Origin of the sequence: Pseudomonas sp. KCJK9000 (assembly GCF_046230725.1) — a bacterium.
In the GTDB taxonomy this organism is placed as follows: Bacteria; Pseudomonadota; Gammaproteobacteria; order Pseudomonadales; family Pseudomonadaceae; genus Aquipseudomonas; species Aquipseudomonas promysalinigenes.
In genome coordinates this window covers 18577-42220 of record NZ_JBJJLN010000031.1, presented here as the reverse complement: position 1 = coordinate 42220, position 23644 = coordinate 18577, and the positions used below count along the sequence as shown (strand labels likewise).

General features: G+C 59.7%; 25 protein-coding genes, 2 tRNA genes and 2 pseudogenes. 17 read left to right on the top strand and 12 right to left on the bottom strand.

Annotated features, from left to right (window positions below):
• Nucleotides 1–248 precede the first annotated feature (248 nt).
• The 5 genes from ACK59H_RS14980 to dapA form a co-directional block, all read right to left on the bottom strand.
• Nucleotides 249–338: transfer RNA gene (locus tag ACK59H_RS14980), tRNA-Ser, on the bottom strand.
• A 91-nt stretch (nucleotides 339–429) separates the two neighbouring features.
• Nucleotides 430–1140, bottom strand: coding sequence for a phosphoribosylaminoimidazolesuccinocarboxamide synthase (gene purC / locus ACK59H_RS14975; protein ID WP_011535129.1), 711 nt, complete (start codon nucleotides 1138–1140; stop codon nucleotides 430–432).
• Between the two features lie 29 nt (nucleotides 1141–1169).
• Entirely contained in the window at nucleotides 1170–1928 is a 759-nt protein-coding gene (locus ACK59H_RS14970) for an MBL fold metallo-hydrolase (protein WP_060478883.1), read from the bottom strand.
• Nucleotides 1929–3047: an outer membrane protein assembly factor BamC gene (gene bamC, locus ACK59H_RS14965; RefSeq protein ID WP_060478882.1), complete on the bottom strand. Its 1119-nt coding sequence runs from the start codon at nucleotides 3045–3047 to the stop codon at nucleotides 1929–1931. It abuts the gene before it with no gap.
• Nucleotides 3048–3062: 15 nt separating this feature from the next.
• Entirely contained in the window at nucleotides 3063–3950 is an 888-nt protein-coding gene (dapA, locus tag ACK59H_RS14960) for a 4-hydroxy-tetrahydrodipicolinate synthase (RefSeq protein ID WP_060478881.1), read from the bottom strand.
• A 260-nt stretch (nucleotides 3951–4210) separates the two neighbouring features.
• Between dapA and ACK59H_RS14955 the strand changes: the two genes are divergently transcribed.
• Together ACK59H_RS14955 and ACK59H_RS14950 are read left to right on the top strand one after the other, a co-directional pair.
• A complete protein-coding gene (locus tag ACK59H_RS14955) occupies nucleotides 4211–4771 on the top strand; it encodes a glycine cleavage system protein R (protein WP_009682012.1) in 561 nt (186 codons plus the stop codon).
• An 11-nt stretch (nucleotides 4772–4782) separates the two neighbouring features.
• Nucleotides 4783–5256: a peroxiredoxin gene (locus tag ACK59H_RS14950; protein ID WP_060478880.1), complete on the top strand. Its 474-nt coding sequence runs from the start codon at nucleotides 4783–4785 to the stop codon at nucleotides 5254–5256.
• A gap of 87 nt (nucleotides 5257–5343) precedes the next feature.
• On the opposite strand, the gene ACK59H_RS14945 is transcribed toward ACK59H_RS14950, so the two are convergent.
• Together ACK59H_RS14945 and ACK59H_RS14940 are read right to left on the bottom strand one after the other, a co-directional pair.
• Nucleotides 5344–6414 carry an AI-2E family transporter gene (locus ACK59H_RS14945; protein ID WP_060478879.1) on the bottom strand — a complete coding sequence of 357 codons (1071 nt, stop codon included), beginning with the start codon at nucleotides 6412–6414 and terminating at the stop codon, nucleotides 5344–5346.
• A gap of 19 nt (nucleotides 6415–6433) precedes the next feature.
• Nucleotides 6434–6673, bottom strand: a complete 240-nt coding sequence (locus ACK59H_RS14940) for a sulfurtransferase TusA family protein (RefSeq protein WP_060478878.1) — start codon at nucleotides 6671–6673, stop codon at nucleotides 6434–6436.
• A 119-nt stretch (nucleotides 6674–6792) separates the two neighbouring features.
• Here ACK59H_RS14940 and ACK59H_RS14935 point away from each other — a divergent pair, with 119 nt between their 5' ends.
• A complete protein-coding gene (locus ACK59H_RS14935) occupies nucleotides 6793–8229 on the top strand; it encodes a M48 family metalloprotease (protein ID WP_186478669.1) in 1437 nt (478 codons plus the stop codon).
• 33 nt (nucleotides 8230–8262) lie between these two features.
• Here the strand turns inward: ACK59H_RS14935 and nadA are convergent, their stop codons facing one another.
• Both nadA and ACK59H_RS14925 read right to left on the bottom strand, forming a co-directional pair.
• Nucleotides 8263–9321, bottom strand: a complete 1059-nt coding sequence (gene nadA / locus ACK59H_RS14930) for a quinolinate synthase NadA (RefSeq protein ID WP_409264588.1) — start codon at nucleotides 9319–9321, stop codon at nucleotides 8263–8265.
• 274 nt (nucleotides 9322–9595) lie between these two features.
• Nucleotides 9596–11104 carry a YdgA family protein gene (locus ACK59H_RS14925; protein ID WP_409264587.1) on the bottom strand — a complete coding sequence of 503 codons (1509 nt, stop codon included), beginning with the start codon at nucleotides 11102–11104 and terminating at the stop codon, nucleotides 9596–9598.
• Nucleotides 11105–11587: 483 nt separating this feature from the next.
• Here ACK59H_RS14925 and ACK59H_RS14920 point away from each other — a divergent pair, with 483 nt between their 5' ends.
• The 5 genes and pseudogenes from ACK59H_RS14920 to ACK59H_RS14900 all read left to right on the top strand — a co-directional run bounded on the left by ACK59H_RS14920 (nucleotide 11588) and on the right by ACK59H_RS14900 (nucleotide 16945).
• Complete coding sequence (locus ACK59H_RS14920) at nucleotides 11588–12940, top strand: APC family permease (protein WP_060478875.1); 1353 nt, start codon at nucleotides 11588–11590, stop codon at nucleotides 12938–12940.
• 58 nt (nucleotides 12941–12998) lie between these two features.
• Nucleotides 12999–14216, top strand: a pseudogene (locus tag ACK59H_RS14915) (HAMP domain-containing protein); the annotation flags it as partial.
• Nucleotides 14217–14318: 102 nt separating this feature from the next.
• Entirely contained in the window at nucleotides 14319–15074 is a 756-nt protein-coding gene (locus ACK59H_RS14910) for a methyl-accepting chemotaxis protein (RefSeq protein WP_371326778.1), read from the top strand.
• A 153-nt stretch (nucleotides 15075–15227) separates the two neighbouring features.
• A complete protein-coding gene (locus ACK59H_RS14905; protein WP_409264586.1) occupies nucleotides 15228–16187 on the top strand; it encodes a cation diffusion facilitator family transporter in 960 nt (319 codons plus the stop codon).
• A gap of 254 nt (nucleotides 16188–16441) precedes the next feature.
• The gene (locus ACK59H_RS14900) at nucleotides 16442–16945 is read left to right on the top strand and encodes a ParA family protein (RefSeq protein WP_081016664.1); all 504 of its coding nucleotides are present in this window, start codon (nucleotides 16442–16444) and stop codon (nucleotides 16943–16945) included.
• On the opposite strand, the gene ACK59H_RS14895 is transcribed toward ACK59H_RS14900, so the two are convergent.
• Nucleotides 16838–17725, bottom strand: a complete 888-nt coding sequence (locus ACK59H_RS14895) for a LysR substrate-binding domain-containing protein (protein ID WP_081016663.1) — start codon at nucleotides 17723–17725, stop codon at nucleotides 16838–16840. The two genes, ACK59H_RS14900 and ACK59H_RS14895, sit on opposite strands and share 108 nt — an antisense overlap.
• A gap of 119 nt (nucleotides 17726–17844) precedes the next feature.
• Here ACK59H_RS14895 and ACK59H_RS14890 point away from each other — a divergent pair, with 119 nt between their 5' ends.
• From ACK59H_RS14890 to ACK59H_RS14850, 9 genes and pseudogenes are all read left to right on the top strand, one after another.
• A complete protein-coding gene (locus ACK59H_RS14890; RefSeq protein ID WP_060478871.1) occupies nucleotides 17845–18624 on the top strand; it encodes a 2OG-Fe dioxygenase family protein in 780 nt (259 codons plus the stop codon).
• 45 nt (nucleotides 18625–18669) lie between these two features.
• Nucleotides 18670–19287, top strand: coding sequence for a LysE family translocator (locus tag ACK59H_RS14885; protein WP_060478870.1), 618 nt, complete (start codon nucleotides 18670–18672; stop codon nucleotides 19285–19287).
• A complete protein-coding gene (gene thrH / locus ACK59H_RS14880; protein WP_409264585.1) occupies nucleotides 19287–19892 on the top strand; it encodes a bifunctional phosphoserine phosphatase/homoserine phosphotransferase ThrH in 606 nt (201 codons plus the stop codon). Before ACK59H_RS14885 ends, thrH begins: the two co-directional genes overlap by 1 nt.
• Nucleotides 19893–20419: 527 nt before the next feature.
• Nucleotides 20420–20737, top strand: coding sequence for an RAQPRD family integrative conjugative element protein (locus ACK59H_RS14875; protein WP_028690570.1), 318 nt, complete (start codon nucleotides 20420–20422; stop codon nucleotides 20735–20737).
• Nucleotides 20738–20739: 2 nt separating this feature from the next.
• Nucleotides 20740–20973 carry a TIGR03758 family integrating conjugative element protein gene (locus ACK59H_RS14870; RefSeq protein ID WP_371326777.1) on the top strand — a complete coding sequence of 78 codons (234 nt, stop codon included), beginning with the start codon at nucleotides 20740–20742 and terminating at the stop codon, nucleotides 20971–20973.
• 15 nt (nucleotides 20974–20988) lie between these two features.
• A complete protein-coding gene (locus ACK59H_RS14865) occupies nucleotides 20989–21339 on the top strand; it encodes a TIGR03745 family integrating conjugative element membrane protein (protein ID WP_060478866.1) in 351 nt (116 codons plus the stop codon).
• A 14-nt stretch (nucleotides 21340–21353) separates the two neighbouring features.
• Entirely contained in the window at nucleotides 21354–21737 is a 384-nt protein-coding gene (locus ACK59H_RS14860) for a TIGR03750 family conjugal transfer protein (protein ID WP_060478865.1), read from the top strand.
• An 8-nt stretch (nucleotides 21738–21745) separates the two neighbouring features.
• Nucleotides 21746–22396: a PFL_4703 family integrating conjugative element protein gene (locus ACK59H_RS14855; RefSeq protein ID WP_060478864.1), complete on the top strand. Its 651-nt coding sequence runs from the start codon at nucleotides 21746–21748 to the stop codon at nucleotides 22394–22396.
• Nucleotides 22393–22545 (top strand): annotated as a pseudogene (locus tag ACK59H_RS14850) (DUF3438 family protein); the annotation flags it as partial. The gene ACK59H_RS14855 and the pseudogene ACK59H_RS14850, both read left to right, overlap by 4 nt.
• 275 nt (nucleotides 22546–22820) lie before the next feature.
• Here the strand turns inward: ACK59H_RS14850 and ACK59H_RS14845 are convergent.
• Nucleotides 22821–22896: transfer RNA gene (locus ACK59H_RS14845), tRNA-Lys, on the bottom strand.
• A gap of 61 nt (nucleotides 22897–22957) precedes the next feature.
• Entirely contained in the window at nucleotides 22958–23632 is a 675-nt protein-coding gene (gene queC / locus ACK59H_RS14840) for a 7-cyano-7-deazaguanine synthase QueC (RefSeq protein WP_060478863.1), read from the bottom strand.
• Between the last annotated feature and the right edge of the window lie 12 nt (nucleotides 23633–23644).

Here is a 23644-nt window from a genome sequence, read left to right as displayed (position 1 = left end):
TTAGAGATCACATTCCATCGAGGCGCAAGCTCCTCGCCAGCCTTGGGAGAGTGGCCGGATGCTATCAGTGATTGTGCACGCCCGGAAGTGCCCTTGTGGGGGTGGCGGATTAGAACTTGGAGCGGGTTGCATACGCTCGAGTGTGCGGATGGCAGGCGATCGAAACACAAGGTGTTCACCCTGGTCCTGGACCGAAAACGACAAAGCCCCGAAACGGAACCGTTTCGGGGCTTTGTTTACTTCGCGTATGGCGGAGAGATAGGGATTTGAACCCTAGGTACTGTTGCCAGTACAACGGATTTCGAATCCGTCCCGTTCGACCACTCCGGCATCTCTCCAATGCCGCGCATCATACCAGCGAATTCTTGAAAGGCAAACTTTTTTTCAAAAAAAATCACGTGGTATCAGGCGCTTGCGTGAACGCGCAGCTTACAGCGGCACGCCCAGACGCTTGGCAACTTCTTCGTAGGCTTCGATCACGTCGCCCAGGCCCTGACGGAAGCGGTCCTTGTCCATCTTCTTGCGGGTTTCTTTGTCCCACAGGCGGCAGCCGTCGGGGCTGAACTCGTCGCCCAGAACGATCTGGCCATGGAAGACCCCGAACTCCAGCTTGAAGTCGACCAGCAGCAGGCCGGCGTCATCGAACAGCTTGCTCAGCACTTCGTTGACCTTCAGCGACAGCTTCTTCATCTCCACCAGTTGCTCGGCGGTACCCCAGCCGAACGCAACAACGTGAGACTCGTTGATGAACGGATCACCCTTCTCGTCGTTCTTGAGGAACAGTTCGAAAGTGGAAGGCTCCAGCTTGATGCCCTCCTCCACGCCCAGGCGCTTGACCAGGCTACCGGCAGCGTAGTTACGTACCACGCACTCGACCGGGATCATGTCCAGCTTCTTGACCAGGCATTCGTTGTCGCCCAGCAGCTTGTCGAATTGAGTCGGCACGCCGGCCTCTTCGAGCTTTTGCATGATGAAGGCGTTGAACTTGTTGTTGACCATGCCTTTGCGGTCGAGCTGTTCGATGCGCTTGCCGTCGAACGCCGAGGTGTCGTTACGGAACAGCAGGATCAAGCGGTCGGCGTCGTCGGTCTTGTAAACCGATTTGGCCTTGCCGCGGTAGAGTTCGTCGCGTTTTTCCATGATTGGGCTCCGCTTGCTGAGGTGTTGGGCTAGGCGATTTCGCGCCAGTCGAGCCCGTGTTCCTGATTAGCCACCTGGAGCCAGGCCGGGTCGCACCCTAGGGTGTCGACGAAGCATTGGCGGGCCAGATGTGGCAGGTTGTTCTTGCTGCTGAGGTGGGCCAGCACCAGGTGCTGCAGGGTGCTCCAGCCCAACTCCTGCACCAGGCGCGCGGCCTGATGGTTGTTCAAATGTCCGTGCATGCCACCTACCCGCTGCTTGAGAAAGGCAGGGTAATGACCACGTGCAAGCAGGTCACGGCAGTGGTTGGCTTCGATCAGCAGTGCATCCAGGCCCTGATAACGCTCGAGCAGCCGCGCATCGTACGAGCCAAGGTCGGTCAGCATGCCGAACCGCCGACGCCCATCACTGATCACGTACTGCAAGGGCTCGTAAGCGTCGTGCTCGACCCGAGCCGCGCTCACTTGCAGCGCGCCAACCTGCAACCGCTCGCCACAAGCGAGAAAACCGGCCACCTCCACCGGCTTGCGCATGCCGCGCAATGTGCCCTGGCTGAGGTAGACCGGTACATTGTAGCGCCGCGAAAGCAACCCCACCCCATGCACGTGGTCGGCATGTTCGTGGGTCACCAGCACGGCACTCAACTGGGCCGCCGAAACGCCGAGCAACGCCAGGCGCCGCTCGGTTTCACGCAGGGAAAAACCGCAATCGACCAGGATGAAGGTGTCACCACTGGCGATCAGCGTGCCATTTCCCTGGCTGCCGCTTCCAAGTACCGCGAAGCGCACTTAACCCAGGTGGTCCTGAATGGCGCTCAGCACACGGCGGGCGACATCGGCCGGGGCCACGGTGTTGATGTTCTTCTCGACGGTGACCTGCACGCTCTCGCCAACCTTGCTCAGGCGTACCTGATAGCGCTCGGCGCGGGCTTCACGCTCTTCCTTGGTCGGGGCACTGCCGAACAGGCGGCTGAAGAAGCCTGGCTCGTTCTGCTTGTCCTCGGGCTTTTCCGACAGGTTGATGTAGTACAGGCCCAGGCTGCGGTTGATGTCCTCAACCCGCCACTGGCCACCCTGCTCAAGCGCACGCCCCACACCGGACCAGGCACGGTCCAGGTCGGAGCCCAGGAACAACACAGGGTTGCCGCTACCGTCTTCGCTCAGGCTGACCCGGCTAGGGGCGTCGAAATCACGCGCTGCCAGCAACGATACCGAACCGCCCTTCTCGGCGCTGCGGCTCATGCTGGCGAGCATTTCGTCGACCAGCAGCGCATCGGCGCCGGTGTTTGCGGAAGTGGACGGGAACGCAGGGTCGGCAGTGCTACCGGCCGGGCGCTCGACGCTGACGATGTACACCTCGGAGGTGTTGCGCTGCACGCCAGGCTCGATGCGCACACGCACACGCACTTCGCTGTCGCCGCTACTGGCGGTGCTCGCCAGACGCTGGCCGAGCGACGCCGAGAGCTCGTCGAAACGCTGCCAAGTGGTGTTGAATTCACCAGTCTGCGGGCGCTCTTCAGCAATACGGAAGCCATTGTCCTCGAAGAACTGGTGCGCCACCGGCCACACTTCGGCCGGTGAGTGCTGAGCCAGTACCCAGCGGCTGCTGCCACTGCGCTGCAGTGTGTAGTCGCTGGCTTCGACGCCGGCACTCAGGGGTTGTGGACGCGGCACCTCGAACTCGCCAGTGACGCTGTCGTCGGCGACGTTGCGCGGAATTGGCAGCAACGGGTCGAGGCGTTTGACGTTGGCCGCATCCGGTGGCAATTGCATCGGTGCAGTCGGGTGCGCCTGCAGGTAATCGCTGCCGCGGTCACGGAAATAGCCATCCTCGCCCCACAGCCAGCCACACCCACTGGTGCTGGAGATGATCAGGGCAAGCGCGGAAAGACCAGCCAGTCGCTTCATGCGGTGTACTTCCTCTTAAACCAGTACGCCGGACTGGCGCAAGGCAGTACGGACTTTTTCGTGGCAGCCTTCGCTCAGCCAGGTCAGTGGCAGGCGAATGCCTTTTTGCATCAGGCCCATTTCCACCAGCGCCCACTTCACAGGGATCGGGTTGGCTTCGCAGAACAGGTCTTTGTGCAGCGGCATGAGTTTTTCGTTGATTGCGCGGGCCTTCTCGGCATTGCCCTCAAGGGCGGCCTCGCACAGGTCGGCCATTTCGCGCGGGGCGACGTTGGCGGTGACCGAGATGTTGCCCTTGCCGCCCATCAGGATCAGCTCGACGGCGGTCGGGTCGTCACCGGACATGACGATGAAGTCCTTGTCGACACCTTCGAGGATCGCTTTGGCGCGGGCCAGATCGCCGGTGGCTTCCTTGATCCCAATGATGTTCTTGACCTTCGACAGACGGATCACGGTCTCGGCCTGCATGTCGCACGAGGTGCGGCCAGGCACGTTGTAGAGGATCTGCGGGATGTCGACGGCTTCGGCGATGTGCTTGAAGTGCTGGTACAGGCCTTCCTGGGTCGGCTTGTTGTAGTACGGCACCACCAGCAGGCAGGCATCGGCGCCAGCGTTCTTGGCGTTCTGGGTCAGGTGCACGGCTTCGGCGGTGGAGTTGGCACCGGTGCCGGCGATGACCGGGATCGGCTTTTTGCTGTGCTTGACGCGCTCGACCACATGCTTGATGACCAGGATGTGCTCTTCGACGTCGAGCGTGGCCGACTCACCGGTAGTGCCGACAGCGACGATCGCGTGGGTGCCGTTTTCCAGGTGGAAGTCTACAAGTTTGTCGAGGCTGCCCCAGTCCAGACGCCCTTGTGCATCCATGGGTGTGACCAACGCCACCATACTGCCCGCAATCATGTAACTGCTCCTGCCGGAAAAAGAGAGCGGTAATGGTACTGGGGGCATCGACCTTGCACAAGCGAAGCAGGCGGGCGGAGCATTCCCCTCGGCGCCTTATTTCGCTACCCTTGATCCTTTGATCGGTGCAGCGCGGCCCGCCGGGCCGTCGACCATGCTCCCCGGCCAGTGTCCACGTCCTCGCATGCGAGCCCCGGGCTCTGCCGACAGGAGGCTTTCGCCCGTCCTGCACCGACCGCTCATCGCTTTAGGAATGCTGCATGTCCACCCCCACCGTCCGTGAACAATTCCTCGTCATCAGTGCCCTGGGCCCCAATCCCATGGAACTGGCCAACGTTCTCAGCCGCGCCGCCTTCGAAAACCGCTGCGCGGTGGTCACCTCGCGCCTGAGCCGCCACGGCGAGACCAGCGCTTTGGTGCTGCAGGTAGGCGGCAGCTGGGACGCCCTCGCACGCCTTGAAGCCATGCTGCCGAGCCTGGGCAAGAAGCACGGTTTGACCCTCGATGTGGTGCGCAGCGCCGACCAGGAGGTGCGTCCGCAGGCCCTGCCTTATGTGGCCTACGTCAGCGCCGCCTACCGCCCGGATATCATCAACGAGCTGTGCCAGTTCTTCCTCGACCACCGCGTCGAGCTCGAAGCCATGACCTGCGACACCTACCTGGCGCCGCAGACCGGCAGCAGCATGCTCAATGCGCAATTCACCGTGATCCTGCCGGCCGGCACGCAGATCAGCTGGCTGCGCGACCAGTTCCTGGACTTCGCCGACGCCCTGAACCTCGACGCGCTGATCGAGCCATGGCGTCCACAAAACCCCATGTAAGGAAACCCGCCATGGCTGTAGAAATCGACCATCCCGTCGCCGACTTCAAGGCTCAGGCCACCAGCGGCCAGACTATCAGCCTGGCCGAGCTCAAGGGCCGCCAGGTGGTGCTGTACTTCTATCCCAAGGACAGCACCCCAGGCTGCACCACCGAAGGCCAAGGCTTTCGCGACCAGCATGAAGCCTTTGCTGCCGCCAATACTCTGGTCTTCGGCGTATCTCGCGATGGCATCAAGTCGCACGAGAACTTCAAAGCCAAACAAGCCTTCCCGTTCGAGCTGATCAGCGACAAGGACGAGGCGCTTTGCCAGCTGTTCGACGTGATCAAGCTCAAGAAGCTGTACGGCAAGGAATACCTGGGCGTGGACCGCAGCACGTTTTTGATCGACAAGGACGGCGTACTGCGCCAGCAATGGCGTGGCGTGAAAGTGCCCGGCCATGTGGATGCGGTGCTGGCTGCTGCTCAAGCGCTGCACAAGGCTTGAACCAAGCGCCGGCCTCTTCGCGGCTGAACGCCCACACCAAGGTCAGTGGGTGCGGCTTCACCTGCGAAGACGCCAGCGCTGCACACTTCAAAGCATCGGTGAAACACTCGGCTCGTGCCGCGGCCAGGCATCCAGTACAGCCTTGATCAAGGTCGCCAGCGGGATCGCGAAGAAGATCCCCCAGAAGCCCCACAACCCGCCAAACAGCAGTACCGCGCAGATGATCGCCACCGGGTGCAGGCTCACGGCCTCGGAGAACAGCAGCGGTACCAGCACATTGCCGTCCAGTGCCTGGATAATCGCATACACCGTCATCAACAAAATGAACTGGTCGCCCCATCCCCACTGGAACAGCGCAATCAGCGTGACCGGCACGGTCACCACCACTGCCCCGACATAAGGCACCACCACCGACAACCCCACCAGCAACGCCAGCAAAGCCGCGTAGTTCAGCCCGAGGGTAATGAAGGCGATGTAAGTGGCAATGCCGCAGATCAGGATTTCGATGCCCTTGCCCCGAATGTAATTGGCAATCTGCCGATTCATCTCGCTGCCCACCCGGTTGAGCAAAGTGCGCTGGCGCGGCAGGTAACCACTGACCCAGCGCCCGATCAACTCGCGGTCCTTGAGGAAAAAGAACACCAGGATCGGCACCAGCACCAGGTAGATCATCGCGTTGACCAGCAGCGGCAGGCTGGACAGCGAAAAGGTCAGCGCCCATTGGCCGAACTTGCCAATTTCGCCGCGAACCGATTCGATCGCATGCAACACCTGCTCGTCAGACACCAGGTGCGGATAGCGCTCAGGCAGCAACAGCAACAGCGACTGCCATTTGCCCAGCATCCCAGGCAGTTCGTTGAACAGCGTAATCAGCTGATGCCAAAGCAGCGGCACCAGCACCAGCATGAACACCGCCAACGCCCCCATGAAAAGCGCGAATACCAGCATCACGGCCAGCCGGGTCGGCACCCGCAGGCGCTCCAGCGCGTTGACCAGGCCCTGCATGAGAAAGGCCAGAACCATGCCCGCCAGCACCGGGGCCAGCATGCCGCCCAGGGTGAGTACCACCGTGAAAGCCAGGAACAGCAAGACCGCCAGCACCACCGCTTCCTCATCGGAAAAGTAGCGCTCTATCCAGTCGCGAAGCACTTTGAACATTGACGATCCTTGGGTGGGCTCAGGCCTTGCGCAGCCAGTAGGTGTAGGTACCGGCCTCGGCCGTTTCGTGCAGCAGCGTATGACCGGCCAGTTGAGCGAAAGTGCGGAAGTCGCGCTGGGAACCTGCATCGGTGGCGGTGACCTTGAGTACCGCCCCGCTGGCCAGGCGGTTGAGTTCCATCTTTGCCTTGAGCAGTGGCAGCGGGCAATTGAGCCCGCTGGCATCGAGTTCGGCGTCGCAGGTCAGGGTATCACTCATCGGGCGCATCTCCAGAGCGGGGGCGTAGATTACGGAAAATGGCCGGTAGCATACCGCCACTGGTCGGGCACGCGCGACCCGGCTACAGTAAGGCTTTTTTGATCGACGCGAGCTTGTGCATGAATCTACTGCGCCCCACCCTGCTGGCGCTGGCCTGCCTGATGGCCCTGCCCGGCCATGCCGATGACTTGCCGTCGCTGGGCGACGCCAGCTCCGCGATCGTTTCACCGAAACAGGAGCACGACCTCGGCCGCGCCTGGCTAAGCCTGCTGCGCGGGCAAGTCCGGCAGCTGAACGACCCGCAGCTCAAGGACTACGTCGAATCCACCGTCTACCGCCTGGCCGAAACCAGCCAGTTGCAGGACCGGCGCCTTGAATTCATCCTCATCGACAGCCGCGAACTCAACGCCTTCGCAGCGCCTGGCGGCATCGTCGGCGTCAACGGTGGCCTGTTCCTAAACGCCAGAACCGAAGGCGAGTATGCCTCGGTATTGGCCCACGAACTGGCGCACTTGTCCCAACGCCATTTCGCCCGCGGCGTCGAAGCACAGCAACGTATGCAATTGCCGATGATGGCTGCGCTGCTGGCTGGCATCGTGCTGGCGGCCGGTGGTGCAGGCGATGCCGGCATCGGTATGATTGCCGGCACTCAGGCTGCTGCCATTCAGGAACAACGGCGTTTTTCGCGCCAGAACGAGCAGGAAGCAGACCGCGTCGGCATCCAGAACCTGGAAAAGGCCGGTTACGACCCCCGTAACATGCCAACCATGTTCGAGCGCCTGGCCCAGCAATATCGCTACGGTGCCAAGCCACCGGAGTTCCTGCTGACGCACCCGGTGACCGAGTCGCGTATCGCCGACACCCGCAACCGTGCCGAACAGGCCCCCAAAGGGGGCATCGAGGACAGTGCGCGTTACCAACTGATCCGTGCCCGCGTGGCCCTTACCTATGAAGAAACGCCTGGCCTGGCAGCCAAGCGCTTTCGCGCTCAGCTCGACGAGGACCCGAAACTGGACGCGGCCCGCTATGGCTTGGCCTTGGCTCAGATCAAGGGTGGCCAACTCAACGAAGCACGGGAAAACCTCAAACCTTTGCTAGCCAAAGCGCCGAACGACATTACCTACAACCTGGCGCAAATTGATCTGGACATCACCAACAATCGCTTGGCCGACGCCCAACAGCGCGCTACCCGCATGCAGGGGCTGTATCCAGGCAACTACCCGCTCAAACAGGTGCGCGCCGACCTGCTGGTGAAACAGAACAAGCCGGCTGACGCCGAAAAAGTGCTGGACGACCTGCTCAAGAGCCGGCCAGATGACCCGGACGTGTGGTACGACATGGCTGAAGTACGCGGCTTATCCGGCAATACCATCGGCTTGCACCGGGCGCGCGCGGAATATTTCACATTGGTGGGGGATTTCGACCAGGCTATTCAGCAGCTCGATTATGCCAAGCGTCGGGCCGGCAGCAATTTCCCGCTGGCTTCGCAGATCGACCAGCGCCAGCGCGAGATCATGGAGCAACGGCGCATGGTTCAGGAAATGATGGGGCGCTAGGATGCAAAGGGGGCGCATCGCGCCCCTGCACTATCAGGCGTTACCGGACAACTTCAGGCGTGCAGCCTGGGTGAAGTCCAGCATGCGGTTCAGCGGCTTGATCGCCTTGGGCACCAGCGCCGGGTCGACGAAAATCTCATTGGTCCCGTTGCGCAGGCAATCGAGCACGCGCTCCAAGGTGTTCATCGCCATCCACGGGCAGTGCGCACAACTGCGGCACGCCGCACCGTTACCGGCGGTCGGCGCCTCGACGAACGCCTTGTCAGGGCACAACTGCTGCATCTTGTAGAAGATGCCGCGGTCGGTGGCGACGATGAAGGTCTTGTTCGGTAGCGTCTGCGCCGCGTTGATCAGTTGGCTGGTGGAGCCCACCGCATCGGCCAGCTCGATCACCGCTTCTGGGGACTCCGGGTGCACCAGAATGGCGGCATCCGGGTACAGCGCCTTCATATCGGCCAATTGGCGTGATTTGAACTCTTCGTGGACGATGCAGGCACCGTCCCACAGCAGCATGTCGGCACCGGTTTGCTTCTGGATATAGCGGCCCAAGTGCTGGTCCGGCCCCCAGATGATGGTCTCACCGTTGTCCATCAGGCTTTCGACGATTTCCAGCGCGCAGCTGGATGTCACCACCCAATCGGCCCGCGCCTTGACCGCGGCGGAGGTATTGGCATACACCACCACGGTACGCTCGGGGTGCTGATCGCAGAAGGCAGAAAACTCTTCTACCGGGCAACCCAGATCGAGGGAACAGGTCGCTTCGAGGGTTGGCATCAATACACGCTTTTGCGGCGTGAGAATCTTGGCGGTTTCGCCCATGAAACGCACACCGGCGACGATCACCGTCTCGGCCGGGTAATTTTTGCCGAAGCGGGCCATTTCCAACGAGTCGGACACGCACCCGCCGGTTTCTTCGGCCAGCGCCTGAATGACCGGGTCGCAGTAATAATGGGCCACCAATACCGCATTCTGCGCTTTGAGCTCGGCAGCGATGGCCGCACGATATTCGGCCTCCTGCTCGGCAGTCAGCGGGTTGGGCTGCTTGGCGTCGAGGTGAGCCTGAACCAAAAGGCGTTCGGAAATCTGGGTCATGATCGCTGGACCTGCGGGCGCGCGTGCGCGTCGAATCGAGTGTACCACCCGGCCCTGGCAGATCGGCTAAGGATGCCGGGCGGCAGACACACCGCCACGGCCCTCTGCGGGCGCGGATTATTATCGGACGCCGAAGGCTACAGCCAAACAGGGGAATTCAAAAGTGGTTTTTGCAGGGTTGTGCCGGCCTCTTCAAGGCTCGGGCAGCTCCCCGAGGGAGCGCCCTGCCTATGGAGCGGCTTTAGCCGCGAACAAGCCTACACACCTTATTGCCTCAGTCTTGCGGTTGCATCGCGGCAAAATGCGCTGCCAGCAGCATGGCGAACTGCTCGACGGTCATTTTCTTGCCATTGAAGTCGACCATGCCATCGGCGTAGTGAAGGCTTGCCACTACATCATTGCCCTGTACGGTGGCCAGACCACTTTGCAAGGCCATCAACCCGACCATTTCACCGGCCTGGCTAGATTGCGCGGCAATCGCCTGGGCATCGGTTTGGCCTTCCAGCAGCGCTTGCAATGTAGCCAGGTCACCGATCATCGGCTTGGATAGGGAAAGCTTGCTCTTGACCTCGGTGATCAATTGCTTACTCAACTCATCAGGCGGCAAGTCGAACGATGCCGGGTCGGCAAAATCCATCGACAAGTCGAAATGGCTCTCACCATTGGCGGTGCGCAGCGCCAGGTTTTCAATGGCCAGTTTGGGCTTGGACGCCAGCAACTGCCGCAGGTCACCCTGGAATTTGGCCTTTTCCGTTTCGTCCATCGGAATCACCGGCACCGGCTGACCGGCAGCCTGGGCCGCTTCGAACTCCGGCAAGTGGGCCTGATACCACTGCGACAGCGACTGCAAAGCTGGGGCATTGAGCGACTTGAGGCTCACCCCCATCTGCAAGCTGCCAACCGCACGGCCATCCCAAGTGATATCAGCCACCCGATAATCCGCACGACCACCCACTGTGTCAGGGCCATCCACAGTCTGCAGCAGGTTCTGTTCGATACCCTTAAGTACCAGTTGCTGTTGCCTGGCGCCCAGGGTTGCCTTGGCCTCGGCCAGCAGCAGGTCGACATTGCCGACGTACACGGCATCATGCTTGCTGGCCGCCAGGTTGCCGCCGACCTTCAGCCCCGAAAGCTCGAAAGTGGCGGGCGGATGGTCATCGCCGACCAGCTTCATCTCCAGGCGATCTGCACTGCCATGGAAGGTTGACGCCTTACCCTGCTGATCACCGCTGACCTGCAGGGTCATGCCCGAGAAGTTCAGGCTGCTGCCATTGGCCTCGTTGCGTTGGAGCGGCGCAAAGGTGATGCTGCTGTCGACATCCCCCATGTAACCCAAGCTGGTATGGGCACTGACCGGCGACTGCTCACCCGCCGCAGCGAACCACGGTGCGGTGAGCTCGTCCTTCTGCAGGCGGCTATTGCTCACCGCCATTACCGGCAGCAGTTTAAATGCCTTGACTCGGGACCAGGGGAAGGGACCGTGCTCGATCTGATCGGTCACTCCCAGGTCGAAACTGACGATCTCGCCATGACCAAGGTTGATGTCCTTGGCCTTGAGGCGGTACTGCGCAGAGCTGCTGAACCAGTGCCGATCGAGCGCGACCAGCTCGACGGTCATGCTACCGCCATAGTTGACCAGCGCTCGCTTGAGCTGCTCGTTGCTGCGGCTGACCGCCTCATCGAGCTGCTCAGGCAGCTGCTTACCGGTGTACCAGGCGCCAGCGGTGGTGATGCCGGCTATGGCAATGGCCAGGCCGCAGAGAATGCCTACTGATTTCTTCATGAATAGAACCGATCGATGTCCATATGGGCGAATTTGCGGCCTGTGCCGCACTGGGGCCAGAGAATATCACCCTATCCCCCTCATGGTGGCGGCCGAGACGGCATCATCCATTATTTGAGAATGTTCTGAATCGGCATTTCACCGCGCCCATTTGTTAATTTTTACGGACACAAAAGACGATCAAAAACGCAGATAAACGCACAAAAATTGAACATTTCAGCCATCTAATCGATAAAAATCTCGAGATAGCAACATTTTGTCATGTTTAACTTGACGCCCTGCTATCAATCGTTTTTTATTTTCACCACCTCGCTCAGCGCCCGATCCACGAAGAAGAAAAAGTCGCGCCGTCAAGATGCTCGGATGCCCCTGCCCGCACGCTTCAACCTCCTCGCCAAGGCACTGCCAGCCTGATGCCGGCGCCTAGCACGCGCCTATCTCTGCTCCAAACAAAAAAGGTGAACAACATGGGGCCACACCAGCATGCAGCATGACCAAAACGCCACCGGCAATGGCCAGTTCCGTAAATCCTTGCGCCTCTGGCACGTAGTCATCATCGGCCTGGCTTACCTGACGCCCATGACCGTGTTCGACACGTTCGGCATCGTCTCCGGCGTCACCTCCGGCCACGTGCCGAGCGCCTACCTGCTGGCCTTGGCCGGTGTGCTGTTCACTGCGGTGAGCTATGGCACGCTGGTTCGGCGGTTCCCGCAGTCCGGCTCCGCCTACACCTATACCCAACGCGCCATCAGCCCGCATGCAGGCTTCATGGTCGGTTGGGCTTCGCTGCTCGACTACCTGTTGCTGCCGATGGTCAATGCGCTGCTGGCCAAACTGTACCTTTCGGCCATGTTTCCCGAGGTGCCTGAGTGGATGTGGGTGGCAGGCTTCGTCACCCTGATCAGCTTGATCAACATGCGTAGCATAAACCTGGTGGCGCATTTCAACCTGTTGTTCGTGGTTGTGCAGCTGGCGATCATGTCAGTGTTCATCTACCTGTGCGTGCGCGGCCTGGGCCAAGGCGAAGGGCTGGGCACCACCTGGAGCCTGACCCCCTTCGCAGACTCGCAGACGCAGTTCAGTGCGCTGGCTGCCGGCGCGACCATTCTGTGCTTCTCGTTCCTGGGCTTCGACGCCGTTACCTGCCTGTCTGAGGAAACCAAAGAGCCTGGCAAGATCATCCCACGGGCGATCTTCCTCACTGCACTGATCGGTGGTGTGGTGTTCATCGCTGTGTCTTATTTCATGCAGGCCTACTTCCCCACCAATGCCCGCTTCCACGACCCGGAAGCGGCGCTGCCGGAAATTGCGCTGTATGTGGGTGGCAAGTTGTTCCAGTCGATCTTCATCGCCTGCACGGTGATCAACACCATCGCCTCGGGCCTGGCTTCGCAGACCAGCGTGTCGCGCCTGCTGTATGTGATGGGCCGGGACAACGTCATCCCAAGCACTGTCTTCGCCCGCCTGCATGCGCGCTACAAGACCCCGGTTGTGAACATTGCAGTGGTCGGCGTGATTGCACTTTCGGCGATCTTCTTCGACCTCGTCACCGCTACCTCGATCATCAACTTCGGCGCACTGGTGGCGTTCAGCTTCGTCAACCTGTCGGTGATCAACCACTGCTACCTGCGCGAAGGCAACCGCCGGGGGCTGGCGAACAAGATGAAGTACCTGGTACTGCCGACCATCGGCTTCTGCATCATTGCCAAGCTCTGGCTCGATCTCAACGAACACTCGTTGATCTTCGGCGGCCTCTGGGCGCTCGCCGGGCTGCTGCACCTGGCTTGGCTGACCAAGGCGTTCCGCGTCGCACCGCCGAACTACGTTGCCGAATGACCTGAGCCACTGCCAACGCCCGCGTCTGAACGCGGGCGTTGTACTTGCCCGAGAAGGAATGCCCCAGATGCTGCTGCGCCGCCTGTCCATCCAATGGAAAATCACCCTGCTCGCCGGCCTCTGCCTGCTGGCCATCGTCGTGTTGCTGGTAGCCAGCTCTCTGGCGCAGTCTCGGCGCAGCGCAGCACTGGTCAACCAGGCCAGCAGCGAAATGCTCGAGCACAGTGCGCGCCTGCGCTTGCAGGCCCACGCGCAAAACCAGGCACTGCGGATCCAGCGCTACTTCATGGACGCCTACCAATACGGCAACGGCTTCGCTCGCCTGGTCCAGGCGCTCAGGGCCAGGGGCGGCAGCGACCTGCGCGCTGAACTGACCCGTCAAGCACGCACCAGCCTTGCCGGCAACTCGAACGTGATCGGCTTGTATCTGGTGTTCCAGCCCAATGCGCTGGATCATCTGGACAGCCAGTTCATCGGCCAGCAGAGTGATGCAAGCAACGAAACAGGGCGCTTCTCGTTGTACTGGTCTCAGCCTCGCCCAGGCGCTCTGGAACTCGAAGCGATGCCCGAATCGATGCTGGGCGACAACGCCGCCGGCAGCAACGGTCAGGCCAAGAATCGCTGGCTGACCTGCCCGCAGGAAACCGCGAGGGCCTGCGTGCTGGAACCCTATCTCGACGAGGTCAACGGCCAACAGGTACTGATGACCAGTATCGCCCTGCCACTGCTGGAAAACGGCAAGGTCGTAGGCGTGGTAGGCCTGGACATTGGCCTGGATAACCTTCAGCAATTGAGCCTGGAGGGGCGCAAGGAACTGTTCGAAGGCCAGGGCCAAGTCAGCATCGTGAGCGCCACTGGCCTGCTCGCAGGAAACAGTCGCGACGCTGGCAAGCTGGGCCAGCCGCTCGACAAGCAAGTCCAACAGGGCCTGCTGCGGGTTTCTGAGCCGTTCGCTCCCATCCCAGACGCCAACCCATGGCAGGTGCAGGTGGAACTGCCCGAGGCCGTGCTGCAAGCACCCGCTCTGGCCCTCAATCAGCGCTTGAGCAGCCATAATCAGAGCGCCAACCTGACCAGCTTGTTGATCGGCCTGAGCGCTGCGGTCGTCGGCCTGTTGTTGGTGTGGCTGACGGCGCGGGGCGTCACACGGCCGATTCTTGCGGTGGCGGCGCGCCTAGAGGACATCGCCAGCGGTGAAGGCGACCTCACCCGTCGCCTGGACTATGCCCGCCAAGACGAGCTCGGCCAATTGACGGGCTGGTTCAACCGCTTCCTGGACAAACTGCAACCAGTGATCGCCCAAGTCAAAGGCTCCGTGCTCCAGGCTCGGGGTACCGCCGACCAGTCCGCCGCCATCGCGAGCCAGACCAGCAACGGCATGCAACAGCAACAGCGCGAAATCGAGCAGGTCGCTACCGCGGCCAACGAAATGAGCGCCACCGCCCAGGACGTCGCCCACAATGCGGCCCAAGCAGCGCAGGCCGCGCGGGGCGCCGATCAGGCCAGCCGGGAGGGCTTGCAGTTGATCGCCAGCACTCGCCAGAGCATCGATCAATTGGCCATCGGCATGGATCAGGCCATGGACGAAGCGCGCGCGCTGGAGCAGCGCAGCGAGCAGATTGGTACGGTACTGGAGGTGATCCGCGCCATTGCCGAACAGACCAACCTACTGGCACTCAATGCCGCGATTGAAGCCGCCCGTGCAGGCGAGGCCGGCCGTGGCTTTGCCGTAGTTGCCGATGAAGTGCGCAGCCTAGCTCAACGCACCCAGGTGTCGGTGGAAGAAATACGTCAGGTGATCGAAGGGTTGCAGCAGGGTACTCAGGACGTGGTGGGCGCCATGCATGCGGGGCAACGCCAGGCTCAGGCAAGCGCCACGGGCATGGAACAGGCGTTGCCCGCACTGCAGCGCATTGGTGAGGCCGTGGCGGTGATCAGCGACATGAACCTGCAGATCGCTTCGGCAGCCGAAGAGCAAAGTGCCGTGGCCGAAGAGGTGAACCGCAACGTAGCTGGCATCCGCGATGTGACCGAATCGTTGTCGGGCCAGGCCGATGAATCGGCGCGGATCAGCCAGGACCTGAACCGGCTGGCGAACCAGCAACAAGCATTGATGGAACAGTTTCGCGTCTAGCCTGTAAGGGCCTGGGCGCCTGCATCAAAGTTGAACCTGCTGCCACAAGCGGATCGCTGCACTGACGGGCAGCACGGTACCGGTGGCGGTTTCACCCGCGAAGCAGGCCGGAGTAGACAATACAGCAAGAGCGTCATTTACCGAGCACAGCACATGCACAGCACTACCCGATCCTCCTTCTTCGATATACACAGCGAACAGGGCCTGCTACGCACCTCCATTGCCGTCACCCTGTTCATCGCCACGATCGGCATCGGCTTCGGGCTGGCCTCCGGGTCGTTCTCGATCGTCTTCGACGGTGTCTATTCACTGGTCGACGCCAGCATGAGTGGCTTGTCGCTGGTGGTGGTCAAACTCATCACCTCCCACGCCACCAGCCTGCAACTCTCACGCAAGCTGCGCGAACGCTTCACCATGGGTTTCTGGCACCTGGAGCCGATGGTACTGGCGCTCAACGGTATGCTGCTGAGCAGCGTTGCCATCTACGCACTGATCAACGCAGTCAGCAGCCTACTGCAGGGCGGTCGCCATCTGGAGTTTGGCATTGCCATGGTCTACGCGGCGCTGACGGTAATAGCCTGCGCCACCATCGCGGTGGTCGAGCAGCGCGCCAACCGTGCATTGAACTCGGACTTCGTGCGCATGGACGTGAAAGGCTGGGTGATGTCGGCCAGCATCACCGCAGCGCTGCTGATCGCATTTTGCTTCGGCTATGCCGTCCAGGGCACGCAATGGCAATGGTTATCGCCCTATATCGACCCGGCAGTATTGGCGCTGGTGTGCTTAGTGATCATCCCGCTGCCACTATCGGTGGTGCGTCAGGCCCTGGCGGAGATTTTCTTGGTGACGCCGGGCGACCTTAAATTGCATGTCGACGAAGTCGCGCGGGCTTTCGTTGCACGCCACGGGCTGGAGTCATACCGAGCCTATGTGGCCAAGGTCGGGCGCTCCCGGGAAATCGAGTTGTATTTCATCGTGCCCAAGGCCATGGCCGCAAAAACTATTGATGAATGGGACGCATGGCGCAATGAAATTGGCGAGGCGGTAGGCGGCGAAGGGCCCGATCGCTGGATTACCGTGGTGTTCACCGGCGACCCCGAGTGGGCGGAGTGAACATCAGTGGCGCGTTGCGCCCCTCTCGCAGGCCACACAAAACACGGGGCCAGAAACGACAAAACCCGCGACCATTACTGGCTGCGGGCTTTGGCTACTGCGTATGGTGGGTCGTGTAGGATTCGAACCTACGACCAATTGGTTAAAAGACAATTGGGATCTAGGCAGAAATTTCCACCTAGGGAGGGGTTTTAAGCAACATTCCAGCGCCTAGGCACGCAGCCTCTAATGAAATCCACATTAGAGGCATGGCAATGACACACCCGAAGAAAGCAAAACGAGCTGGTAAGGTTTCCACCAAAGGCGGCACCGGTAAATCCACTGGGCCCACCAATCTGGGGGCATTCACTGCAGACGCTGGGCTGCGCACCCTCCTCATCGATCTGGACCCCGTCCAGCCTTCCGCATCCTCCTACTTCCCCCTGGAGTACACCGCCCCGGGCGGCATTTTCGAGCTGCTGTCGTACAACGAGACCGACCCGGCCAAGATCATCTCCCGCACGTCGATCAAGAATCTCGACGTCATTAACACTGTCGCGGAAGGCTGCAAACGGTCTCAAGTGATCGTTGCTTGCCCGTCCTTGATCGAGAAGGTTGCAACTCAATCCGTACACTTTCAAGGCCAGATAAAAAGCGCAGCGCGTAGCCAGCTAGTAACACGCCCCGCACTGTTGAATAGTTTCTGCCATCTGCTCGGTGATCCATTCAAGGAATATTTTACATTTGGAGCTGTCATTAAAAGGACGCGGAGCCAGTAAGCAATATCGTGAACCGTCTCGTCTGAAGCCGAAAGGAGCAATAAGTTGTCCGGACTTCAGTTCATCTTGGACCATCAGCAAGGACGCCATACTGACGCCCAGACCCGCCGCAGCTGCCTGGATACAAAGGTAGAAATGTTCGTATTCCACCCAAGTCGCCCCCGCTTTGGAGACGTTTGCCAGCCTCATCCAATTGTCCCAAGCCAAAGGCCGAGTCGTACTGCGCAGAAGCCTCAACCCATCGAACTGTTGACCCTCAGACCACAAAGGCGGGACGCATACTGGTCCTATCCATTCTTCGCAAATCGTCGCGGAGTAAATCGTCTCACCCCAGTGGAAGTCGTCTCGACGTAGCGCGACGTCTGCTCCAGAACGAGCGAAGTCGATGGGGCCCCCTGCAGCGAGCAGTTGCATCCGCAAATTCGGGTGCGACGCATGGAAATCTGGCAAACGGGGAATCAGCCATTTCATCGCGATAGTGGGTTCGCAGGACACGACCAGCACCTCTTCGCGAGATTCGTGCTGCAATCGGTGGAGAACACCTTCGAGCTGTTCAAAGAAGGGACGGGTGAGATTGTAAAGCTCCTTACCCGCGTCGTTAAGAAAGATGGCCCGGTTGCGACGCTCGAACAATTCGATGCCAATCGATTCCTCCAACTGCCTCACCTGCCGACTAACCGCACCATGTGTGACATGGAGCAGGCGGGCAGCCTGAACGAAGCTCTGGGTCTGGGCGGCGACTGTGAAGAAGTGGAAAGACGTAAGGGCAGGCAGCTTCATATAGGCGATGATCTCTCACAGATTACGACGAATATAAATCGATTTTAATCAGCCAGCCAGATTGCGATTATCCCCTCGCTGCACACAGCCCACACTCGACAAGCATGGAGGATAGACTGATGGATACGATGGAACGTGCCACCATACAGACCCAGCAACAGGACTTCTACTTCGCGAGCCAACACTCTGTACAGAATCTGTGTGAAATCGTAGCGCAAAAGGACTTTGCCATAATGTCCTCACGCAAGATCGCAGGCCTACTCAGCGCCATTGACCCGGATGTCCAGGAGGATTGGGCCGAGTTTCAGCAGAGTTGGAACCGCCTGGAGCAAGACAGGTTCATGAGGGACGGTGGCACTTATCGCTTCCGTCGCCATGCGACATACAGTGCTACGCCTGGCAGCATCTCTCCGAAGCTTGAAGCTCATCAGCCCCACTACCAAAGTTTGGCCTACAACACCCTAAACGGCGACATCGCCCGGCACTTCGCCCCGATCGAGGCGGGGATCACGCAAAACAAGGTAATGAATGCCGCACTGGAACTGTGCTGCACGACATTCAGCCGCTTAGCGCCGTACTACACCTGGCACATTGAGGTCCATCAGTTCCGCATTAACGCTTCGGAGCAAGGAGCCTCGCCCACACCAGAGGGAGTGCATCGTGACGGCGTTAACTTCGTCTTCATGATGATGGTAAATCGAGTGAATGTAGTTAATGGCGAAACGAGCATTTTCGACCGCCACAAACGCCCCCTCACTCAGTACACACTCTCCGAAGCGATGGAGGCAGCCATAGTCAATGATGAACAAACCATGCATGGGGTTACTCCCATCATCAAGCTCGACACGCTGCAACCCGGCTATCGGGATGTACTGGTCATCACCTTCAGCAAACGCTGAAAGCTACTGCGGCATGGCTAGCCCATGCCGCTTGGAGTTCCTTTCATGAACGAATTGATAGCGGTAGCCGCGATCACCGTCCTTGCAGTGATCAGCCCAGGCCCCGACTTTGCGATGGTCACCCGCAATAGTTACGCCTATGGGCGTAGCAGCGGACTCATGGCTGCCTTCGGGATTGCCTGCGGCGTGCAAGTACACGTGTTCTATACCGTACTTGGCATCGCCTTTGTCATCACCCACTCCCCAGCGCTGTTCACGGCCATGAAAGCCCTTGGTGCGGGATACCTGATATACCTAGGCTGGAAGTCGCTGACGAGCAAGTCAAAATTGCAAGTGGGTACCGCCACTGGTCCCCGACCATCAAACGGTAGGTCGTTCGCCATGGGTTTTCTGACGAATGCGCTGAACCCGAAGACAATGCTGTTCGTGGTAGCTACTTATAGCCAAGTGGTGCAGCTCAGCAACAGCCTGGCGACCAACTTCGCCTATGGTCTATTCATGTCGTTCTCACATTGGGTGTGGTTCAGCTTCGTTGCCCTATTTTTTTCGGCCGACTCCCTGCGCCAGCGCATGCTGGCCAAGCAGCATATCGTCGATAAGGTGATTGGCACCATTCTCATCGGTCTGGGCGTGAGCCTGGTACTCCCTGGGATGGCACGCTGATGAACAGCATGGATAAACTGGCCTGCATCGACCTCGAAGGAGTATTGGTGCCCGAGTTGTGGCCGGCGATTGCGGTGCGAACCGGCATCAGGGACTTGTTTGCTACGACTAGGGAAATTCCTGACTATGACGCGCTGATGCGCCAGCGCATCGTTCTACTGCGCCAGCATGGAGTCACCTTGAGCGATCTCCAGCGCATCCTTAAGGCGATCAAGCCTTTCAATGGCGCCTTGGCTTTTCTACAGGTCTTGGAAGCCAAGGGTTACCGGGTGAACATCATTTCTGACTGTTTCCATGAATTGGCTGACCCACTGCTGCACTTGCTGGGCGGCCCGACTACCTTGTGCCACCGCCTAACGGTTGATGACGAAGGATTTGTCTCGGGCTGCGACTACTACCCACGCAAGGGGAAGGAAGAGCATGTCGACAAAGCCCTTGCCCAAGGGCAGCAGGTCGTGGCGGTTGGCGACGCCTTCAATGACATCAATATGCTGCGGCAGGCCAGCCAAGGTTTTCTGCTGAACCCGTCCATTTCCACTCTCAGCGCCGCACCGGACGTGCGTGCAGTAGAAAGCCTGGAGGAGATTCTTGAGCTAATTGGCTAATCTCGGCATGTCTGCTGGGAGAATTTATGGTGATCAACAGGGGTCAGTCGACTCCCTACATGGATTCATGATCGTATCCTGGGAGCAGGGCCAACCTAGCGTTGGCCTTCCTGCCCATATCGATCAGCTCCATTGAGTCACCTCTGCTTGATGCTGCAGCAGCTCCGCCGCCAGCACTGCTTTGTCCTTGCGATCTCATCTCGGAAACGATCACGTAGAAAGTTCGATAGCTAAGCTTCACTTTCCACGGCATACGACTCGCCTTAAATCAGTTTTTCTGTATGCCTCGTCCCTGGCTTAACTTCGGCTATTTTGCATCGGTGTGAGCTACTCAATTTCCCCGCCGATGTGAATCGATCCCTGTCACCAAAGCGTGACCGCATTCAAGAAAAAAATTCTGAGGACCTCAGATAAGTATTTCTTGAGGCACCCCCCACCCCTGCTCTCGGCATTCTGACGCCCACAGTCAGCCTTGCCAGAGCCCAGCCGTGAACAAGCCATCCCTCCTCCGTGTATCTCCTCGCCGAATCCTGCTTGGCGCGCTGATCAGCGTCAGCGGCGGCTTTTCACTAATACCCAGCGCTCAGGCGGCCGGTGCATCAGAACAGGCCAACATCGAGGTGATGATCCGACAGCTGAACGCGCTGGAGGACTCAGCGCGCCGCAGCGCCACGATCGCCAGCGAACCTGGCCAGCGGTACTACTTCGACTATGAACGTCTGGCCGGCGATATCCAGCGCGTTCGTCAGGGCCTGCAAGAGTATCTGACTCCAAGTCGCGCACAGCCGCGAGATCCGGCAGAGCTGGCGGGAAAATACACCCTCACCGGCGGGCGGATGCCATGAGCATGAGCGGCACTCAAGTCGCGGCCTTCACCGCTGCCAGCGGCATCACCCCTCAGGCCATCACCGTACTGTTCGTAGGCGCCGTCATCGCACTGTCGACCCTTTGGGGGGCCTGGGCGCTGTACAGCATCTACCGAGGCTGGGCGACCCAGAACATCGACAGAAACATTGCAGCCGCCTCGACCGTCAAGGTCATCGTCCTGCTGCTGATCCTCTCCACACTCGTACTCAGCTAGCCAAGGAGCTAACCGATGTCTATTCGCACCATCACCAAGTCACTCACCGGCACCGCCGCATTGATCATGGGGCTGCACCCAGTCATTGCCGCTGCAGCTTTACCAGGAGCACAACCCCCGACACGCGGCGAGGGATCGAGCTGGCTGCAGACCATCCAAAACTACGGTTACGACTCATTCATGCTAATCGGGCTCCTGCTGCTCGGCGGGATGATTATCGGTGTCTCCAGCCACGCTTATGGGGTGTATCACGACATCCACGAAGGCAAAAAAAAATGGCGGGATCTCGGGCTCACCGCTGTCGTGGGCGTCTGCCTTATCGGTGTGGGAATTTTCATGGTCTCCAAGGCTACCGGAATACTGTGACAGGTTGACCCAAGGTGGCTGAGACCGCTTACCTGAAGGATGGAACGCTCGACTTCCTCCCCCACAACTTGAATAGACAGCCCATCGTAATGGGCGGCCTCACTGCTGATGAAATGTGGGGAACGATCGGCGTGTGTGGAGGTGTGGGTTTGATCCTGGGCATTCCCGTGTCGTTCTTGTTCGGCAACCCAGCTCTTTTCGTCGCTGGTGCTCTTGTCGGAGGCGCCTTGGGCTTGACCGTGGCAAGCCGAATTCTCCGGAAGATGAAGCGCGGCCGGCCGGATACATGGTTCTACCGCCAGCTCCAGTTCTACAAGGCTCAACACTTCCCCTTCCTCGGTGGCCCCCAGTTGGTCATCTGGAAGGGCGCGTGGGCATGCCGTCGTACAGGAAAGTAGGGATCTTCATGAGTTTTCGAAAACGAGTGGATGCTCAGCAAGCACACATTCTCAGCTTGCGGATCGCGGTCATTGTACTGGGCGCAGTCAGTTTGTTTGCGTTCTATGGCTGGCACAAAGCCCCCGAGGACCTGACCGTGCATGTGCCGCCGGATCTGCGCTCCGGTAGCACTCGCAAATGGTGGGAGGTACCACCAGAAAACGTCTACGCATTTGGGTTCTACATCTTTCAGCAGATGCAGCGTTGGGAGAAGAACGGGGAGGACGACTACCAGGACAACATCCAGCGCTTGGCCTCCTACGTGACCCCTAGCTGCAAGGAATACCTGCAGAAAGACTACGAGATGCGCCGTAACGCCGGTGAGCTTCGCCGCCGTGAGCGGAATGTCTCAGAAATCCCTGGCCACGGGTTGACCGACCCTGGCGTGCTACGCGTGGAAGAAATTGGAATCAACGATTGGACAGTCAACCTGGATCTGCTCGCTGACGAGTCGGTGAACGGCGAGCGGGTCAAGCGTGCAATGACCCGTTACCCACTGTCCATCGTCAGGGCCGACGTCAACCCAGAGAAAAATCCGTTCGGGTTGATGTGGAACTGCTATGCGTCCAACCCGCAACGCATCGAGGTTGATCTGCAACCCTCCGGGGTGAAGCCATGAATATGCGCGCCTGGCTCCTTGCTCTGAGCCTCTTAGCAGCTGCCGATGTAAAAGCGCTAGAGCTACTGCAGTGGGACCGTATCCCCATGGCAATCCCGCTGCTTGTGGGGCAAGAGCGCATTGTGTTCGTCGACCAAAACGTGCGTGTAGAAATGGCCGTGGCTGAAAAACGATGATCTGCCCCAGCTACGAAGCTGTTTTTCCTGATTTTTTTCTTTGAGCACTAGGCGCAGGTCGGACCGGAGTGAAGGCAGGTGCTAACGAAGGCTGTACCAACGAAAAAGCCCGCAAACCAATGCAGGATGCGGGCTATTTCATATTGACATCACGGTGAAGCGAGCCTAAGGTTCGCTCCAGACGGCTGCAAGACTAGACATGGCTGTGGCAAGCCCCCCTCTCTAGCACTCACGAACCGCTGTGAATATGGTGGGTCGTGTAGGATTCGAACCTACGACCAATTGGTTAAAAGCCAACTGCTCTACCAACTGAGCTAACGACCCGTTGGATGGCGCGTATAATACTGATTTCTAACGGGAAATCAATACTTGCGGCAGCCTTTTGTCAGAAGTAGCGCGTCGGGTCGTCGACGCCCGCCGCTTTGAAACCTTCGGCACGCAGGCGGCAACTGTCGCATTTGCCGCACGCCTGGCCTTCATCATTGGCCTGATAGCAGGACACCGTCAGGCTGTAGTCTACGCCACGGGCAATACCCGCCTGCACGATCTGCGCCTTGCTCATGTTCTGCAACGGCGCCTGGATCCGGAACCCCTGCCCTTGCACGCCAGCCTTGGTCGCCAGGTTGGCCATGCGCTCGAAGGCATCGACGAACTCGGGGCGGCAATCCGGGTAACCGGAATAGTCCACGGCGTTGACGCCGATGAAGATATCTCGGGCTTGCAACACTTCCGCCCAGCCCAGGGCCAGTGAAAGAAACACCGTATTACGGGCAGGCACGTAGGTCACAGGAATACCCTCACCCGGCGCCTCTGGCACGTCGATGCTGCTGTCTGTCAGGGCAGAGCCGCCTATTCCATCCAGGTTCAAGCCGATGACCTTGTGCTCGACCACGCCAAGGTCCCGGGCCACGCGTGCCGCAGCAATGAGCTCGGCACGGTGGCGTTGGCCATAATCGAAGCTCATGGTGTAGCAGCTGTAGCCTTCGGCTTTGGCCATGGCGACGACCGTGGCCGAGTCGAGGCCGCCGGACAGCAGGATTACCGCGCGTTTTTCCGTCATCTCATTCACTCC

Coding starts and splice junctions, on each gene's coding strand:
- bamC (WP_060478882.1), bottom strand. CDS start 3,047: ATGAAGCGACTGGCTGGTCTTTCCGCGCTTGCCCTGATCATCTCCAGC.
- nadA (WP_409264588.1), bottom strand. CDS start 9,321: ATGACCCAGATTTCCGAACGCCTTTTGGTTCAGGCTCACCTCGACGCC.
- ACK59H_RS14950 (WP_060478880.1), top strand. CDS start 4,783: ATGGCTGTAGAAATCGACCATCCCGTCGCCGACTTCAAGGCTCAGGCC.
- ACK59H_RS14865 (WP_060478866.1), top strand. CDS start 20,989: ATGTCTATTCGCACCATCACCAAGTCACTCACCGGCACCGCCGCATTG.
- queC (WP_060478863.1), bottom strand. CDS start 23,632: ATGACGGAAAAACGCGCGGTAATCCTGCTGTCCGGCGGCCTCGACTCG.
- ACK59H_RS14955 (WP_009682012.1), top strand. CDS start 4,211: ATGTCCACCCCCACCGTCCGTGAACAATTCCTCGTCATCAGTGCCCTG.
- ACK59H_RS14920 (WP_060478875.1), top strand. CDS start 11,588: ATGCAGCATGACCAAAACGCCACCGGCAATGGCCAGTTCCGTAAATCC.
- ACK59H_RS14945 (WP_060478879.1), bottom strand. CDS start 6,414: ATGTTCAAAGTGCTTCGCGACTGGATAGAGCGCTACTTTTCCGATGAG.
- ACK59H_RS14885 (WP_060478870.1), top strand. CDS start 18,670: ATGAACGAATTGATAGCGGTAGCCGCGATCACCGTCCTTGCAGTGATC.
- ACK59H_RS14925 (WP_409264587.1), bottom strand. CDS start 11,104: ATGAAGAAATCAGTAGGCATTCTCTGCGGCCTGGCCATTGCCATAGCC.
- purC (WP_011535129.1), bottom strand. CDS start 1,140: ATGGAAAAACGCGACGAACTCTACCGCGGCAAGGCCAAATCGGTTTAC.
- ACK59H_RS14935 (WP_186478669.1), top strand. CDS start 6,793: ATGAATCTACTGCGCCCCACCCTGCTGGCGCTGGCCTGCCTGATGGCC.
- ACK59H_RS14910 (WP_371326778.1), top strand. CDS start 14,319: ATGCAACAGCAACAGCGCGAAATCGAGCAGGTCGCTACCGCGGCCAAC.
- ACK59H_RS14900 (WP_081016664.1), top strand. CDS start 16,442: ATGACACACCCGAAGAAAGCAAAACGAGCTGGTAAGGTTTCCACCAAA.
- ACK59H_RS14890 (WP_060478871.1), top strand. CDS start 17,845: ATGGATACGATGGAACGTGCCACCATACAGACCCAGCAACAGGACTTC.
- ACK59H_RS14940 (WP_060478878.1), bottom strand. CDS start 6,673: ATGAGTGATACCCTGACCTGCGACGCCGAACTCGATGCCAGCGGGCTC.
- ACK59H_RS14905 (WP_409264586.1), top strand. CDS start 15,228: ATGCACAGCACTACCCGATCCTCCTTCTTCGATATACACAGCGAACAG.
- dapA (WP_060478881.1), bottom strand. CDS start 3,950: ATGATTGCGGGCAGTATGGTGGCGTTGGTCACACCCATGGATGCACAA.
- ACK59H_RS14895 (WP_081016663.1), bottom strand. CDS start 17,725: ATGAAGCTGCCTGCCCTTACGTCTTTCCACTTCTTCACAGTCGCCGCC.
- ACK59H_RS14855 (WP_060478864.1), top strand. CDS start 21,746: ATGAGTTTTCGAAAACGAGTGGATGCTCAGCAAGCACACATTCTCAGC.
- ACK59H_RS14870 (WP_371326777.1), top strand. CDS start 20,740: ATGAGCGGCACTCAAGTCGCGGCCTTCACCGCTGCCAGCGGCATCACC.
- thrH (WP_409264585.1), top strand. CDS start 19,287: ATGAACAGCATGGATAAACTGGCCTGCATCGACCTCGAAGGAGTATTG.